At 69.9% G+C, this 14,631-nt stretch carries 12 protein-coding genes and 1 pseudogene; 3 read left to right on the plus strand and 10 right to left on the minus strand.

What is annotated here, in order from left to right:
- Window positions 1-2: 2 nt before the first annotated feature.
- Together Q673_RS34850 and Q673_RS34855 are read right to left on the minus strand one after the other, a co-directional pair.
- Window positions 3-1,034: a TRAP transporter substrate-binding protein gene (locus Q673_RS34850; RefSeq protein WP_023007452.1), complete on the minus strand. Its 1,032-nt coding sequence runs from the start codon at window positions 1,032-1,034 to the stop codon at window positions 3-5.
- Between the two features lie 290 nt (window positions 1,035-1,324).
- Window positions 1,325-1,522 (minus strand): annotated as a pseudogene (locus tag Q673_RS34855) (3-hydroxybenzoate 4-monooxygenase); the annotation flags it as partial.
- Window positions 1,523-1,617: 95 nt separating this feature from the next.
- Between Q673_RS34855 and Q673_RS0118855 the strand changes: the two are divergent.
- Complete coding sequence (locus tag Q673_RS0118855) at window positions 1,618-1,998, plus strand: MarR family winged helix-turn-helix transcriptional regulator (RefSeq protein WP_023007454.1); 381 nt, start codon at window positions 1,618-1,620, stop codon at window positions 1,996-1,998.
- A gap of 29 nt (window positions 1,999-2,027) precedes the next feature.
- On the opposite strand, the gene Q673_RS34860 is transcribed toward Q673_RS0118855, so the two are convergent.
- The 4 genes from Q673_RS34860 to guaB all read right to left on the minus strand — a co-directional run bounded on the left by Q673_RS34860 (window position 2,028) and on the right by guaB (window position 6,437).
- A complete protein-coding gene (locus tag Q673_RS34860) occupies window positions 2,028-2,483 on the minus strand; it encodes a YchJ family protein (protein WP_023007455.1) in 456 nt (151 codons plus the stop codon).
- Window positions 2,477-3,151 (minus strand): glutathione S-transferase family protein, encoded by a 675-nt coding sequence (locus Q673_RS34865; RefSeq protein ID WP_023007456.1) that lies wholly within the window; start codon window positions 3,149-3,151, stop codon window positions 2,477-2,479. The genes Q673_RS34860 and Q673_RS34865 overlap by 7 nt, the downstream gene beginning before the upstream one ends.
- 138 nt (window positions 3,152-3,289) lie before the next feature.
- Window positions 3,290-4,867, minus strand: coding sequence for a glutamine-hydrolyzing GMP synthase (gene guaA, locus Q673_RS34870; RefSeq protein WP_023007457.1), 1,578 nt, complete (start codon window positions 4,865-4,867; stop codon window positions 3,290-3,292).
- A 100-nt stretch (window positions 4,868-4,967) separates the two neighbouring features.
- Window positions 4,968-6,437 carry an IMP dehydrogenase gene (guaB, locus tag Q673_RS34875; protein WP_031218839.1) on the minus strand — a complete coding sequence of 490 codons (1,470 nt, stop codon included), beginning with the start codon at window positions 6,435-6,437 and terminating at the stop codon, window positions 4,968-4,970.
- A 164-nt stretch (window positions 6,438-6,601) separates the two neighbouring features.
- Here guaB and xseA point away from each other — a divergent pair, with 164 nt between their 5' ends.
- Both xseA and Q673_RS34885 read left to right on the plus strand, forming a co-directional pair.
- Window positions 6,602-7,966: an exodeoxyribonuclease VII large subunit gene (gene xseA, locus Q673_RS34880; protein WP_023007459.1), complete on the plus strand. Its 1,365-nt coding sequence runs from the start codon at window positions 6,602-6,604 to the stop codon at window positions 7,964-7,966.
- Window positions 7,967-8,127: 161 nt separating this feature from the next.
- Window positions 8,128-8,784 carry a peroxiredoxin gene (locus tag Q673_RS34885; RefSeq protein ID WP_023007460.1) on the plus strand — a complete coding sequence of 219 codons (657 nt, stop codon included), beginning with the start codon at window positions 8,128-8,130 and terminating at the stop codon, window positions 8,782-8,784.
- Between the two features lie 66 nt (window positions 8,785-8,850).
- On the opposite strand, the gene Q673_RS34890 is transcribed toward Q673_RS34885, so the two are convergent.
- The 4 genes from Q673_RS34890 to argA all read right to left on the minus strand — a co-directional run bounded on the left by Q673_RS34890 (window position 8,851) and on the right by argA (window position 14,498).
- Window positions 8,851-10,134: a sigma 54-interacting transcriptional regulator gene (locus tag Q673_RS34890; RefSeq protein WP_235048546.1), complete on the minus strand. Its 1,284-nt coding sequence runs from the start codon at window positions 10,132-10,134 to the stop codon at window positions 8,851-8,853.
- 145 nt (window positions 10,135-10,279) lie between these two features.
- Entirely contained in the window at window positions 10,280-10,858 is a 579-nt protein-coding gene (locus tag Q673_RS34895) for a hypothetical protein (RefSeq protein ID WP_023007462.1), read from the minus strand.
- Window positions 10,859-10,862: 4 nt separating this feature from the next.
- Complete coding sequence (locus Q673_RS34900) at window positions 10,863-12,350, minus strand: sensor histidine kinase (protein ID WP_023007463.1); 1,488 nt, start codon at window positions 12,348-12,350, stop codon at window positions 10,863-10,865.
- A gap of 834 nt (window positions 12,351-13,184) precedes the next feature.
- Window positions 13,185-14,498: an amino-acid N-acetyltransferase gene (gene argA / locus Q673_RS34905; RefSeq protein ID WP_023007464.1), complete on the minus strand. Its 1,314-nt coding sequence runs from the start codon at window positions 14,496-14,498 to the stop codon at window positions 13,185-13,187.
- Window positions 14,499-14,631: the final 133 nt, after the last annotated feature.

The following is a 14,631-nucleotide window of genomic DNA, read 5'->3' on the forward strand; positions in this document are numbered from 1 at the left end:
CCTTACCCCTGCTCGGCGGCACAGGACTCGCTGGCCACCCGTGCCGCCTCGTAGACCTCGCGACCCGGCAGGCCACGCTCCTCGAGCTCGGCCAGGTAGCTGTCGATGCCGGCCTGCAGCGGCTGCTGCCAGTCCGGGTGTTCCAGGGGGTTCTCGATCTCGCGGATGGTGTGGCCGGCGTCCTTGGCCTCCTGCTTGCCCTCGACGTCCAGGCGGTCGAAGACCACGCCGGCGTTATCAGCCCAGCGCATGCCGGAGTTGGCGTCGATCACGGCCTGCTGCTCGGGGGAGAGGCCGTCATAGGTGCGCTGGTTCATGGTGGCCACGAAGATCAGCGTGTAGAAGGGCACCTCGGTGTGGTAGTTGACCAGCTCGTTGATGCGGAAGCCCTTCAGCCCCTCCCAGGGGAAGCTCAGGCCGTCGATCACGCCGCGCTGCATGGAGGTGTAGATGTCCGGCGCCGGCATGCCCACGGGGCTCGCCCCCATGTTCTCCAGCATCTGGCCGGCCACCGCGGTGGGACGGCGGATGCGCAGCCCTTCGAGATCGGAAGGCACCTGCACGTCGGTATCGATGGTATGGATGCCGCCCGGGCCGGTGGTGAAGAAGAACAGCGGACGGGTGTCCTCGTATTCGCTATCCAGGTGGCCCTCGTCATACAGGGTCTGCAGCACACAGGCGCCCTGGGTCGCGGTGGTGGCCACCCCCGGCAGCTCGACGATCTGGGAGAGCGGGAAGCGCCCGGCGGTGTAACCCTGAGCGGTGGCGCCGACGTCGGCGATGCCGTTGGCCGCCGCCTCGTAGATGGAGTCGGGCTTGGCCAGGGTGCCGGAGGGAAACATCTCCACCCGGAGCTCGCCGCCGGACTCCTCCTCCAGGGTGGCCGCCCACTGCTCGAAGATCTCCTGGTTGACCCCGGAGGCGCCGGGCCAGAAGTGCGCCATGCGCAGGGTGGTGGAGGCCTGGGCGGCGGAAGCGGCGGTCAGGCCGGCGATGGACACGGTCAGCAGGCAGCGAGTCAGGACGCGTTTCATGGGAGTCCTCCGGGGCGTTGTTGTATGGGCATGGCTGTATGGACTTATCGAAAGTTCGCATCCCGAATACACGTTCGGGACAAGGGCAAGCTACCCCACTCTCTCGGCCCTGAAAAATGGACCTTGGTCTAGGATAGGACGCCCGCCGGCGATACACCCATGCCCCGACAAACGGAAACGCCCCGGCCAGGACAAATCGCCAGTAAAGTTGGACGATTCGCATATTCCTGTCGGGGCGTCGTGCTTCCCGTCAGCCGCGTCGTCCTCGGCAACGGGCCGAAAGAGCGGCGTCAGCGTGGTTCCACCATGAAGCCGGAGAAGAAGTCGTCGAGCTCAACGAAGCCATCCAGCGGCAGCAACAGGGAGACGTACTGGTCCGGGCGCACCACTACCAGCGCGCCGGCGCCGCGGTCGATGCCGCGCAGGTCGAAGATGTCCCGGTCGGTGCCCGGCACCGGCGCATGCGCCTTCTGGTAGTCCTGCAAGCCGAGGGGGCCCTTATGGCGGCCTCTCGACGGCCAGCGCCCTGCCCGGCAACCTGCTGCGGCGCTGCCACCAGATCAGCGTCGCGATCTTCCTGCGCATGTGCGAGGCCTTCGAGCTGACCCAGCTGCAGTACATCATCCTCTGCGCCCTGGAGGAGAAAGGGGCCATCGACCAGATCACCCTGGGCGGTCACACCGCGCTGGACCGCAACACCGTGGCCGTGGTGGTACGCAAGCTTGAAGAGCGCGGCCTGGTGAGCCGCGACCGCAACCCCGAGGATCGCCGCTCGATGCTGGTGAGCCTGACCGAGGAGGGCCGTCGGCTACGCCACGCCGCCGAGCCCGCCGTGGCCGAGGTGCAGGAGGCGCTGCTCGCCCCCCTGGCTAAGGAGGAGCAGGAAACGCTCTGCCGACTGCTGCAGACCGTGGCCGACGAGAACAATCACCTGAGCCGGGTCCCCGTGCGCCAGGCGGGCTGAGTCACCGAGTCGGAAACGCCGTTCAGGCTCTAGGAGAGACCGCAGCAGGCCTTGGCCTTGCGCCCACTGCCGCAGGGGCAAGGCGCATTGCGACCGGGCTTGAGGCGTTCTACCACCGGGGTGCCGTCCAGGTAGGTCCAGTGCCCCGCCTCGCGCACGAAGCGCGAGCGCTCCTCGAGTACCGCCCAGCGTCGCCCCTCGCGGAAGGTGGCACGGAAGTGCACCCAGCCGCTCTCGCCCGCCTCCCCACTGTCGAGGATCTCGAGGCGCTTCCAGGCGGTCGCCTCGTCACGCTCGAGCATCGACGGCCGGGTGCTGGGGTGCCAGGTCGAGAGCAGATAGTCGGTCAGCTGCAGCGCGAAGGCGCTGTAGCGCGAGCGCATCAGCGCCTCCGGGGTCGGCGCGGGCTCGCCGGCGTGGTAGCGACCGCAGCAGTCGGCCAGCGGCAGGCCACTGCCGCAGGGACAGGTGGTGGGACTCAGCATAACTTGCCCATCTCCATGGCCGGTTCGGGCGAGACCCCCTGGTCCAGGGCCGCCTCTCGCTCCACGGCCAGGGCGCGGCGGAAGGCCGGGCGCCGTTGCAGGCGCTCCCAGTAGGCGGCCACCGCGGGCTTGAAGCGCTCGGCGAGCCCCACATGCTCGGCCAGCAGCAGCGCATACCCCACCGAGACATCGGCGGCGGTAAAGCGCCCCGCGCACAGGAAGGGCTCACGCTCTAGACGCGGCACCAGGGTGCGCAGGCGCGACAGGCACCAGCGGGCATAGTCTTCCACCACCTGGGGCTGGCGCCGCTCCGGCGGCTCGAAGTGGCCGTAGCGCAGCACCAGGGTCTGCGGGAAGGTGAGCGTCGCCTCACCGAAATGCAGGAAGTTGAGGTAGTCGCCATAGGCGGGCTCACCCGGCGCCACCTCGAGCCCCGCCTCGGGCAGCCTCGATGCGAGATACTGGCAGATGGCCGCGGACTCGGTCATCGCCACCTCGCCGTCGAACAGCGCCGGTACGGTGCCCAGCGGGTTGATCTCGAGGAAGGCCTCGTCATGCGCCCGCGGCGGGAAGGGGTGCATCACCAGCTCATAGGGCAGCCCCAGCTCCTCCAGCATCCACAGGGGGCGGAAGGAGCGTGCGCTGACACAGTGGTGGAGCTTGATCATGGCGGTATCCAGGCAACGGTCTTACGGTCATGGTGCCCCGAACGCCGCGGGTCGCGAAAGCCCCTCTCCCTCACCAGTCTAAAGACGCCGAACCCGCCACTTGGGCGGGTTCGGAAAGTTGCCATCAAGACAGCGGGCTCACTCCCACTCGATGGTCGCGGGCGGCTTGCTGCTGACATCGTAGGTGACGCGGGAGACGCCGCTGAGCTCGTTGATGATGCGGTTGGAGACCGTCTCCAGCAGCTCGTAGGGCAGGTGGGCCCAGCGGGCGGTCATGAAGTCGATGGTCTCCACCGCACGCAGGGCGATGACCCACTCGTAGCGGCGGGCGTCGCCGACCACGCCCACCGAGCGCACCGGCAGGAAGACGGCGAAGGCCTGGCTGGTCTTGTGGTACCAGTCCGCCTTGTGCAGCTCCTCGATGAAGATGGCGTCGGCCTCGCGCAGGATGTCGGCATACTCCTTCTTAACCTCGCCGAGGATGCGCACGCCCAGGCCCGGCCCCGGGAAGGGGTGGCGGTAGACCATGTCGTAGGGCAGGCCGAGCTCGACGCCGAGCTTGCGCACCTCGTCCTTGAACAGCTCGCGCAGCGGCTCGACGAGCTTGAGCTTCATGGTCTCGGGCAGGCCGCCAACGTTGTGGTGCGACTTGATGACATGCGCCTTGCCGGTCTTGGCGGCGGCGGACTCGATGACGTCCGGGTAGATGGTGCCCTGGGCCAGGAAGTCGACGCCCTCGATCTTGGCGGCCTCGGCGTCGAAGACGTCGATGAAGGTGTTGCCGATGATCTTGCGCTTGGCCTCGGGGTCGGCCTCGCCCTCGAGGCGCGACAGAAACTGCTCCTCGGCGTCGACGCGGATCACCCGCACGCCCATATGGCGGGCGAAGGTCTCCATCACCTGGTCGCCCTCGGCCTTGCGCAGCAGGCCGTTGTCGACGAACACGCAGGTGAGCTGGTCGCCGATCGCCTTGTGCAGCAGCGCGGCCACCACCGAGGAGTCGACGCCGCCGGAGAGGCCGAGCAGCACATGACGGTCGCCCACCTGGGCGCGGACGCGCTCGATCTGGTCTTCGATGATCTGGGCCGGGGTCCAGTTGCACTCAGCCTGGCAGATATCGATCACGAAGTGCTCGAGGATGCGCTGGCCCTGCAGGGTGTGGGTCACCTCAGGGTGGAACTGCACGCCGAAGAAGCGCTTCTCCTCCCAGGCCATGGCGGCGATGGGGCAGCTCGGCGTGGAGGCGGTGACGGTGAAGGCGTCGGGCACCCGGGCCACCTTGTCGCCGTGGCTCATCCACACGTCCAGCAGGCTCTTGCCGGTCTCAGGGTCGACGTGGTCGGCGATGTCCTTGAACAGCGCGGTCTCCTCGTCGAGGCGGATCTGGGCGTAGCCGAACTCGCGGACGTGGGAGCCCTCCACGGCGCCGCCGAGCTGCTCGGCCATGGTCTGCATGCCGTAGCAGATGCCCAGCACCGGCAGGCCCAGCTCGAACACGCACTGGGGGGCGCGGGGCGAGCCCAGCTCGGTGACCGACTCCGGGCCGCCGGCGAGGATGATGCCGTTGGGGGCGTACTCGCGGATCTCGGCCTCGGTGATGTCGAAGGCGCGGATCTCGGAGTAGACGCCGATCTCGCGCACGCGGCGGGCGATCAGCTGGGTGTACTGGGAGCCGAAGTCCAGGATCAGGATCTTGTGGGCGTGAATATCGGTCATCTGGCTTTCCTTTGGGAAACAACAGCGCCGAAAACACGAAAGCTGGAAGCGGCCCTCACGGGTCCGCTCCCAGCTTCACGCGTCCGGCATCAAGCTTGGCTCAACCCGCGCGGTAGTTGGGGGCTTCCTTGGTGATCTGGACGTCGTGCACGTGCGACTCGTTGAAGCCGGCCCCGGTGATCTGCACGAACTGCGGCTTGGTGCGCATCTCCTGGATGTCGCGGCAGCCGGTGTAGCCCATGGAGGCGCGCAGGCCACCCATCAGCTGGTGGACGATGGCGCCCATCATGCCCTTGTAGGGCACGCGGCCCTCGATGCCCTCCGGCACCAGCTTCTCGGCGCCGGCGTCCTTGTCCTGGAAGTAGCGGTCGGCGCTGCCCTGGCTCTGGGACATGGCGCCCATGGAGCCCATGCCGCGGTAGGCCTTGTAGGTGCGGCCCTGGTAGAGCTCGATCTCGCCGGGGGCCTCCTCGGTGCCGGCCAGCAGGCCACCCACCATCACCGCGCTGGCGCCGGCGGCGATCGCCTTGGCCAGGTCGCCGGAGAAGCGCACGCCGCCATCGGCGATCAGCGGGACGTCGTAGGGGGCGAGCGCCGCGGCGACGTTGGAGACCGCGGTGATCTGCGGCACGCCGACGCCGGCCACCACCCGGGTGGTGCAGATGGAGCCGGGGCCGATGCCCACCTTGACGGCGTCGGCGCCGGCCTCAGCGAGGTCACGCGCCGCCTCGGCGGTGGCGATATTGCCGCCCACCACCTGGATCCGCGGGAAGTGCTCCTTGACCCAGCGCACCCGGTCGATCACGCCCTTGGAGTGGCCGTGGGCGGTGTCGACGATGATCAGGTCCACGCCGGCCTCGGCCAGGGCCGCCACGCGGTCCGGGGTCTCGGGGCCGGTGCCCACGGCGGCGCCGGCCAGCAGGCGGCCGTCGGCATCCTTGGCGGCGTGGGGGAAGGTGCGCGCCTTCTCGATGTCCTGGAAGGTGACCAGGCCGCGCAGGCGGAAGGCGTCGTCCACCACCAGCATCTTCTCGACCCGGTGCTCCTGCATCTTGCCCTTGATCACGTCGAGCCCGGTGCCCTCCGGCACGGTGACCAGCCGCTCGCGCGGGGTCATGATGTCGGCGACGCTGTCGCCATGGTTAGGCTGGAAGCGCATGTCACGCTCGGTGACGATGCCCACCAGGGTCTCGCCCTCGACCACGGGGAAGCCAGAGAAGCCGTGCTCCTCGGCCATGGCCAGCAGGTCCTCGAGCTTGGCCTTGGGGCCCACGGTGACCGGGTCCTTGACGATCACGCTCTCGTGCTTCTTGACCTTGCGCACCTCGGCGGCCTGGTGGGCGATGGTCATGTTCTTGTGGATGATGCCGATGCCCCCTTCCTGGGCCATGGCGATGGCCAGGCGCGCCTCGGTCACGGTATCCATGGCCGCGGAGAGCAGCGGGATGTTGAGGTGAAGGTCACGGGTCAGGCGAGTCCGCAGGCTGACGTCCTTGGGCAGGACCTCGGAGTAGCCGGGTACGAGAAGGACGTCGTCGAACGTCAGGGCTTCTTGGGCCATACGTAGCATAGTCGGCACACCCAGTGGGCTGGTGGGAGGAGAGAGGTGAAGTTAATCCCCCATTATAACGGGTGGAGGCGCCACTCGTCACGGGCAGTACGCCCTTCGCCCAAGCCCCTGATGGCAGCCGCGTGATAGGCTGGCGCCAACGCGCCCCGTGACGAGTCGCCGCCATGCCCGATGCCACCCCGCTCTCCGTCAGCGAGCTCAATCGCCACGCCCGCCAGTGCCTCGAGGGGCGCTTCGGCGAGGTGTGGGTGGAGGGCGAGCTCTCGGGGGTATCGCGGCCGAGCTCCGGCCACGTCTATTTCACCCTCAAGGATGAGCGTGCCCAGCTGCGCGGCGCGCTGTTCCGCCAGCGGGCGCGCTTCGTCGGCGCGCCGATGCGCGACGGCGACCGGGTCAAGGTACGCGGGCGGCTGTCGATATTCGAGCCCCGCGGCGACTACCAGCTGATCGCCGAGGCGGTACAGGCGGCCGGTGTGGGCGAGCTGCTGGCGGCCTACGAGCGGCTCAAGGCGCGCCTCTCCGCCGAGGGCGTGTTCGCCAACGCCCGTCCCCTGCCCTGCCCGCCGCGCCACCTGCTGGTGGTCACCTCGCCCACCGGGGCGGCGATCCGCGACGTGCTGGCGGTACTCGACGCGCGCTGGCCGCTGACCCGGGTGACGCTGATCCCGGTACCGGTGCAGGGGCGCGAGGCGGCGCCGGCGATGATCTCGGCGCTGGGCCTGCTCAACCGCCAGTCGGCGCTGGACCCGGCCCGCGACGCCGTGCTACTGACCCGCGGCGGCGGCAGCCTGGAGGACCTGTGGGCCTTCAACGACGAGCACCTTGCCCGGGCCATCTTCCATTCGCGACTGCCGGTGATGTCGGCGGTGGGCCACGAGGTGGACGTCTCACTCGCCGACTTCGCCGCCGATGCCCGCGCGCCCACCCCCTCCGCCGCCGCGGAGCGGCTGGTGCCGGACCGCCGCGAGCTCGCCGGGCGCCTGGCGACCCTGGGCGAGCGCCTGGGCCGCGCCACTCAGGCCCGCCTGGACGGCGAGGGCCAGCGCCTGGACCACCTGCGCGCCCGGCTGCGCCACCCCGGCGAGGGGCTGGCTCGCCAGCGCCAGGCCCTCGCGCAGCAACAGGAACGGCTACGGCGCGCCATGCGGCTACGCCTGGCGGAGGAGCGCCGTCGCCAGGCGCAGCTGGCCCACCGCCTGACGGCGCATCCGCCCGAGCGCCAGCTGGCCCAGGCCGAGCAGCGGTTGCAGGCAGCGCGGCGACGCCTGGCCACCGCCGCGCCGCGGGAGCTCTCCCGGCATCGCGAGCGGCTGGCCGGGGTGGTGCGCGAGCTCCAGGCGGTCAGCCCGCTGGCGGTGCTGGGCCGCGGCTATGCGATCCTCGAGGACCGCCATGGCCGGGTGGTACGCCGCGCGGAGGACGCTGCCCCCGGCGAGCGGCTGGCCGCGCGCCTCGGCGAGGGGCGCCTGACCCTCGAGGTGCTGGAGCGCGACAAGGCGCCGCAGGACAAGCCCCCATCGACTCGATAGATTATGAAATATGATTATTCCATAAAAACCTATCTATACTGGAGTCACTAAGCTTAGTCACAACGAATCTTGACGCGCTCGGCCAGATGCCGTTTCGTCGTCTGTCTCAACCGCCCGCGCCGCCGGCGAGGGCCCATCACCACGCAACAGGGAGTACCCCCATGTCTCTGCGCATCAATGACGTCGTACCGGACTTCGAAGCCGACACCAGCCAGGGTCCCATCCGCTTCCACGAGTGGCTCGACGGCCAGTGGGCGATCCTGTTCTCCCATCCCAAGGACTTCACCCCGGTGTGCACCACCGAGTTCGGTGCGGTGGCCCGGCTCGGCGAGGAGTGGAAGAAGCGCAACACCAAGGTGATCGGCGTCTCGGTGGACGGCGTGGAGGAGCACAAGGGCTGGATCAAGGACATCGCCAGCTACGCCAGCTGCGACGTCGGCTTCCCGATCATCGCCGACGAGGACCTCAAGGTCGCCAAGCTGTTCGACATGCTGCCGGCCGACGCCTACCTGCCGGACGGCCGCACCCCGGCGGACAGCGCCACCGTGCGCTCGGTGTTCATCATCGGCCCGGACAAGCAGCTCAAGCTCTCCATGACCTACCCGATGAACGTCGGCCGCAACTTCGCCGAGATACTGCGCGCGCTGGACGCCCTGCAGACCGCCAACGGCGAAAACGTCGCCACCCCGGCGGACTGGACCGTCGGCCAGGACGTGATCATCCCCACCAGCGTCTCCGACGAGGACGCCAAGGCGAAGTACGGCGAGTTCGAGACCGTCTTCCCCTACCTGCGCCGCGCCAAGCTGCCGCAGAAGTAAGCGACCCGGCAGCCGCCGTCGCCTCCGACCCCTGCCCTTCGGCAGGGGTCTTGCGTTGGGCGGGCGTCAGCGGCCTGGCTTGAAGGCGGAAGGCTCCAGGTCGTGGCGCCCCAGCAGCTTGTAGAAGTCGGTGCGGTTGCGACCGGCGATGCGCGCCGCCTGGGTGACGTTGCCCTCGGTGAGCTTGAGCACCTTGATCAGGTAGCGCCGCTCGAAGGCCGCCCGGGCGTCGTTGAAGGTGGGCAGGGCCTGCTCCTCGGCAGCCAGCGCCTGGGCCACCAGCGCCTCGGGGATGATGGCGGTGCTGGTCAGCGCCACGCACTGTTCCACCACGTTGAGCAGCTGGCGCACGTTGCCCGGCCAGGCGCTGCCCGCGAGCAGCTTCAGCGCCTCCGGCGAGAAGCCCTTGACGAAGGGCTTGTGGCGCTCCGCGGCCTGGGCCACCAGGTGCTTGGCCAGCAGCGGCACGTCCTCGGCGCGCTCCTGGAGCGGCGGCAGGCGTAGGTTGACCACGTTGAGGCGGTAGTAGAGGTCCTCGCGGAACTCCCCCTCGGCCATGGCGCGATCGAGGTCGCGGTGGGTGGCGGAGATCAGCCGCACGTCCACCGGCACCGAGGCGGTGGAGCCCAGCGGGCGGATCTGGCGCTCCTGCAGGGCGCGCAGCAGCTTGACCTGCAGTGGCAGCGGCATGTCGCCGATCTCGTCGAGGAACAGGGTGCCGCCGTCGGCGGCCTGGAAGAGCCCGCGATGCTCGCTCACCGCCCCGGTGAAGGCGCCCTTGGCGTGGCCGAACAGCTCGCTCTCCAGCAGCTGCTCCGGCAGCGCGCCGCAGTTGAGCGCCACGAAGGGCTTGTCGGCGCGGCGGCTGGCACGGTGGATGGCTCGCGCCATCAGTTCCTTGCCGGAGCCGGAGGGGCCGGTGACCAGCACGCTGACGTCGGAGGCGGCGACCATGCGCGCCTGCTCCAGCAGTCGCTCCATCTCGGGGCTGTGGGTGATGATCTCGGCGCGCCAGGCGTCGTCGCCCTCGGCCACCACCCCCGGCGTCTGGGCCAGCGCCTCCTCGATGGCGGCGAACAGCTCGTCGCGATCCACCGGCTTGGTGAGGAAGCTGAACACCCCTTCGCGGGTGGCGGCGACGGCGTCGGGGATCGAGCCGTGGGCGGTGAGCAGGATCACCGGCAGCCCCGGCACCTCGCGCTGCACCTCACGGAACAGCGCCAGGCCGTCCATCTCGTCCATGCGCAGGTCGGTGAGCACCAGGTCGGGGCGGTGGACCTCCAGGGCGCGCAGCGCCTCGCGGCCGCTCTCGGCGGTGGTCACCCGGTAGCCGCGGCTCTCCAGGCGCATGCCCAGCAGCTTGAGCAGGCTGACGTCGTCATCCACCAGCAGAATGTGCGCCGCCGGTCGTCGGCCGGTGCCGCCGGCCGGCGCCACGCGGGTGGCGTCGGCGCGGCCTTGCAGGGGAAACAGGGTCTTCACGGAGTGGCCTCCCTCAGGGTTCGGACTGCTGTCGCAGGTTGATGCTGCGCTCGATGGCGGTGAGCGCCTCGAGCTTCTTCTCCAGCGCCGCCTTCTCCTCCACCAGCTCGGCCTCGCGCGACTCGTGACGGCCCACCGCCGCGCGGCTCTCGGCCAGGCGTGCGGCCCGGGCGCGCCGCCCCTCCAGCTCGTTGAGCCAGTAGCGCAGCAGCGGCTGCAGGGCGACCGGCGCGGTGGCGAGATCGGCCTTGTAGAGCTCCGAGGCGCGCTCCCACTGGGACTCGCTGCCCCAGGCGAGGGCCACCGCCCGGGCGAGGCGCCGCTGCGGCAGCGACCCCTCCAGGCGGCCCAACACGTCATCGCGCCAGGCGCGATCGCCGCGCTGGGAGGCCAGCCCGAAGGCCACCCACTCCGGCAGCAGGCAGTCGTCGTCGTCGAAGTCCGGCAGCTCGGCACGGCAGCCGCTGGCCGCATCCTCGGCGGTCGAACGGCTGGCGGGCAGCTCGAAGGGCACCCGAGGCAGCGCCTCGCAGCCGGCGAGCCAGGTCACCGCCAGGCAGACCAGCAGGGGGCGAAGGCGAAGAAGGGTCATGGCATCAGTTCCTTGCGTGGGCGTCCGCCTCCAGGGCGGACTCGCTGTTGTCGTTCGCCGGCGACGGCGTGGCGGCCGGCAGCGTCAGCCGGAAGCACACCGCCAGGCGCGGGTCGTCCACCAGCGCCAGCTCGCCGCCCTGGAGCCGCGCGCAGTCGGCTGCCACCGAGAGGCCGATTCCCGAGCCCTTGAGCGGCCCCTTGCGGCGGGTCTGTCCCTGATAGAAGGCCTCGAACAGCCGCGGGCGGTCGGCCTCGGCGATGGGCTCGCCGCTGTTGGCCACCTCCAGCTCCAGGCGGTCGCGGCGCCGCCGGGCACGGATGACCAGCTCGCCGCCATCGGCGCCGTAGGCCAGCGCGTTGGAGACCAGGTTGTCCAGCAGGCGCATGGTGGCGGTGCGGTCCAGGGCACACTCCACGGGCCCATCGAAGCACTCGACCCGCATCCCCTTGTGGGAGAGCGCCAGGCGGTGCTTGGCCAGCACCTCCCGCACCAGGGTGGCCAGGTCGTGGCGGGCGATCTCCACCCGGCGGCTGTGCTGGAGGAGGTTGTAGTCGAGCAGCTGCTCGATCAGCCGCTGCAGCTCGCGGCCGCTGCCGTCGATCAGCTCGAGGATCTCGAGCTGGCGCGGGGTGAGGTCGCCGGCCACGCCGTCGGCGAGCAGCGCCGAGCCCTCGCGCACGCTGGCCAGCGGGGTCTTGAGCTCGTGGGACATGTGGCGCAGGAACTGCTGCTTCTCGGCCTCCAGCTCGTCGAGGCGCGATGCTAGCCAGCGCAGGCGCTCATCCAGCTGGACCAGCTCGGCCGGCCCCTGGACGGGCCGCGGGGGCTCGCTGCGGCTGCCGCTGCCGATGCGCAGGATGCGCCGCTCCAGCTGGCGCACCGGGCGGATGATCAGCCACGAGAACAGCAGCATCAGCACCAGGCTGGCAGAGACCAGGGCGCCGGTCTGCCACCACAGCCGCGCCTGCACGTCCTGGGCACTCTCGCGGATCGAGTCGATGCGGGTATCGATGCGCCGATTGGTGGCCTGGCGGATCGCCTCGGTGCGTTGGGCGAACTCCGGGAAGTCGGCGAGCCGCGCCTCGAACGCCTCCAGAGGCAGCCCGGGCAGCTCCGCCAGCTCGTCGAGCTGCCGCGACAGCGCCGCCACGTCGGGGTCATCGGGGAGCAGGCGGCGCTGCAGCGCCAGCAGCTCGCGATACTCCGCCAGCCGCTCAGCGTAGATCTCCAGCAGGCTCTGCTGCTCGAGCACGGCGTACTGGCGGGCGCTGCGCTCCATCTCCAGGGCCAGGGCCCCCAGGGTGCGGGCGCGACGGGTCTCCTCCACCGCCTGGCGGGCGCTGACGTCGGCGAGCCGGGAGAGCTCGGAAAGCGCCTGGGCGGCCTGGAACATCAGCACGGCCAGGGGCAGCATCACGGTCAGGAACGCGATCAGCACGAGTTGCAGCAGGGAACGGGGGCGCCAACGGCGCACGGCGCGGGTGGTCATGTCCAGCGATCTTCGCAGCGGGCCGATGGGCGGGGCGGTGGATGGGGCTGCCATCATGTCGAACCTTCAGGATACCAGAGTTTGCTTGGCGACCTCGGCCTCCGCTCCCGGCCCGGGTGGGCCGCGAAAAAAAGGGCCGGCAGGGCCGGCCCAAGTACGCAGGGAACTGAAGGGTCTGGAAACGTCGACGCCGGTCGACCTGGTCCGTCCGGCGTCTCCCCTTCCAGGCGGGCCGGGGAGGGCCCTCGAAGCCATGAGGCCACCCTGTGCCACCAGGGGCGGGTCGTCTCATGCGGCCGATGCGCCAGGCGCATCGCCCTGCTTCGTCGGTGGCGGCGTCGCCCGCTCGGGGCGCCGCCGCGCGATTCGATCCCCCGAGAGGGGGAGAGGCATCCATGCCAGGGCATCCTTGCCCCTTGGGGTACGCGTCCCTGAACGTGTCGGTACCCGTCTCATCGCAACCTAAGTCACACATCGCTAGGAGCAGACGCTGATCGCCGGGAGAGCGAGGCACAGGGCAGTGTGGTTCCGCCCCCCTCGGCGATCGAAAGCGGCTCGAGCCGTAATGAACCGCTTCCGTTTGCTCACCCATGGCATTGCGATCCGCGTGCCAGAATCTTGATTTCCTATAAATATCAGTAAGATAAAAATATACAGCGGAGGCGGACGGCGATCTCGAGGGAGAAGGGACGGGAATTCGGGGCATTTCTGTCGCCATATGGCAACGCGCAATCAGAGCAGGGCAATAACCCCTGATATGTCAGAAGGTTACGGCGTCGCCTATCGGCGACGCCGCCGGCCTGGGTGGCGCCGCCCGGCGACAGCTCGCCGGCCTCAGCCCAGCGTCTTGACCAGTACCTTGGACTTGCGGGCGTGGTTGTAGGTGTCGCGGCGCAGCGGCGGCAGCGCCTGGAGGTCGGCCAGGCGGAAGCCGTGCTCGAAGAACCAGTGAGTGGTGTGGGTGGTTAGGGCGAACAGCGCCGCCAGCCCCAGGCGCCGCGCCCGACGCTCGATCTCGGCGAGCAGCAGCTCGCCCCGGGCGCCGCCGCGGTAGTCGTCGTGGACAGCCACGCAGGCCAGCTCGCCCATGGCGGCATCGTCGAAGCGGTGCAGGGCCGCGCTGCCGATGATCATGCCGTCGCGCTCGATCACCACGTAGTCGTCGATCTCGTGCTCCAGGCGCTCCCGGGAACGCGGCACCAGCATGCCGCGCCGCTCCAGCGGCTCGAGCAGCTCCAGCAGGCCGCCGATATCACGCAGCTCCGCCGGGCGCAGCTGCTCGTAGCGGTGCCGGGTGATCATGGTGCCCACGCCGTCGCGGGTGAAGAGCTCGCCTAGCAGGGCGTCGTGGTCGTGCCAGGAGAGCAGGTGGGTGCGTGCCACGCCATGGCGCGCCGCCCGGCAGGCGGCCCCCAGGTGACGGGCCAGCTCGCTGCCGGCGGGCGCCTGGTCGAGCAGCGGCAGAGCCTCGTCCGGGGTCAGCTGGCGCTGCAGCTGGCCGCTGGCATCGAACAGGCCGCTGGCCTCGCCGAGCAGGATCAGCTTGTCGGCGGAAAGCGCCATGGCGGCGTGCTGGGCCACGTCGGAGGCATCCAGATCGAACACCTCGCCGGTGCTGGAGAATCCCAGCGGCGGCAGCACCACCAGCGAGCCCTTCTCCAGCAGCCCCTCGATGGCGGTGGCACGCACCCGGCGCACCTCGCCGCTGCGGTCGAAGTCGACCCCCTCGCGCACCCCCAGCGGCTTGGCCATCATCAGGTTGCCGGAGACCGCGGTGAGCTCGACGCCGTGCATGGGGGTGTTTGGCAACCCCAGCGAGAAGCGTGCCTCCAGCCACAGCCGCTGCTGGGCGGCGACCCGCTCGATGCAGGCCATCACCTCGCCATCGGCGACCCAGCGCCCCTGGTGCTGGCCCGGGGAGACCCCCGCCGCTTCCAGCGCCTGCTGCACCTGGGGCCGGATGCCGAACACCACCACCAGCCGCACTCCGAGGGTGTGCAGCAGCGCCAGGTCCTGGATCAGCTGCTCGCCGCGTCCCCGGGCCATCGCCTCGCCCTCGATCAGGATGACGAAGGTGCGTCCGCGATGGGCGTTGATGTAGGGCGAGGAGTTGCGGAACCAGTCGACGAAGGGGAAGCGTGTATCCAAGGGCCGCTCTCCGGCAGCGGGTGAACGAAAGGCGCTGGGGCGCCACGACTATAGCAGAGCAACGAAAACGGCGGCACCACTGCCGTGGTACCGCCGATCAGCAAGATTTCCCCACTGAAGGAAGCTCGATTTA

The sequence above is a fragment of the Halomonas sp. PBN3 genome (assembly GCF_000475415.1).
Classification (GTDB): domain Bacteria; phylum Pseudomonadota; class Gammaproteobacteria; order Pseudomonadales; family Halomonadaceae; genus Halomonas; species Halomonas shengliensis.

Bases quoted from the DNA above. Each gene is read 5' to 3' on its own strand.
- Q673_RS34850 (WP_023007452.1), bottom strand. From the start codon at position 1,034: ATGAAACGCGTCCTGACTCGCTGCCTGCTGACCGTGTCCATCGCCGGC.
- Q673_RS0118855 (WP_023007454.1), top strand. From the start codon at position 1,618: ATGTGCGAGGCCTTCGAGCTGACCCAGCTGCAGTACATCATCCTCTGC.
- Q673_RS34860 (WP_023007455.1), bottom strand. From the start codon at position 2,483: ATGCTGAGTCCCACCACCTGTCCCTGCGGCAGTGGCCTGCCGCTGGCC.
- Q673_RS34865 (WP_023007456.1), bottom strand. From the start codon at position 3,151: ATGATCAAGCTCCACCACTGTGTCAGCGCACGCTCCTTCCGCCCCCTG.
- guaA (WP_023007457.1), bottom strand. From the start codon at position 4,867: ATGACCGATATTCACGCCCACAAGATCCTGATCCTGGACTTCGGCTCC.
- guaB (WP_031218839.1), bottom strand. From the start codon at position 6,437: ATGCTACGTATGGCCCAAGAAGCCCTGACGTTCGACGACGTCCTTCTC.
- xseA (WP_023007459.1), top strand. From the start codon at position 6,602: ATGCCCGATGCCACCCCGCTCTCCGTCAGCGAGCTCAATCGCCACGCC.
- Q673_RS34885 (WP_023007460.1), top strand. From the start codon at position 8,128: ATGTCTCTGCGCATCAATGACGTCGTACCGGACTTCGAAGCCGACACC.
- Q673_RS34890 (WP_235048546.1), bottom strand. From the start codon at position 10,134: ATGCGCCTGGAGAGCCGCGGCTACCGGGTGACCACCGCCGAGAGCGGC.
- Q673_RS34895 (WP_023007462.1), bottom strand. From the start codon at position 10,858: ATGACCCTTCTTCGCCTTCGCCCCCTGCTGGTCTGCCTGGCGGTGACC.
- Q673_RS34900 (WP_023007463.1), bottom strand. From the start codon at position 12,350: ATGACCACCCGCGCCGTGCGCCGTTGGCGCCCCCGTTCCCTGCTGCAA.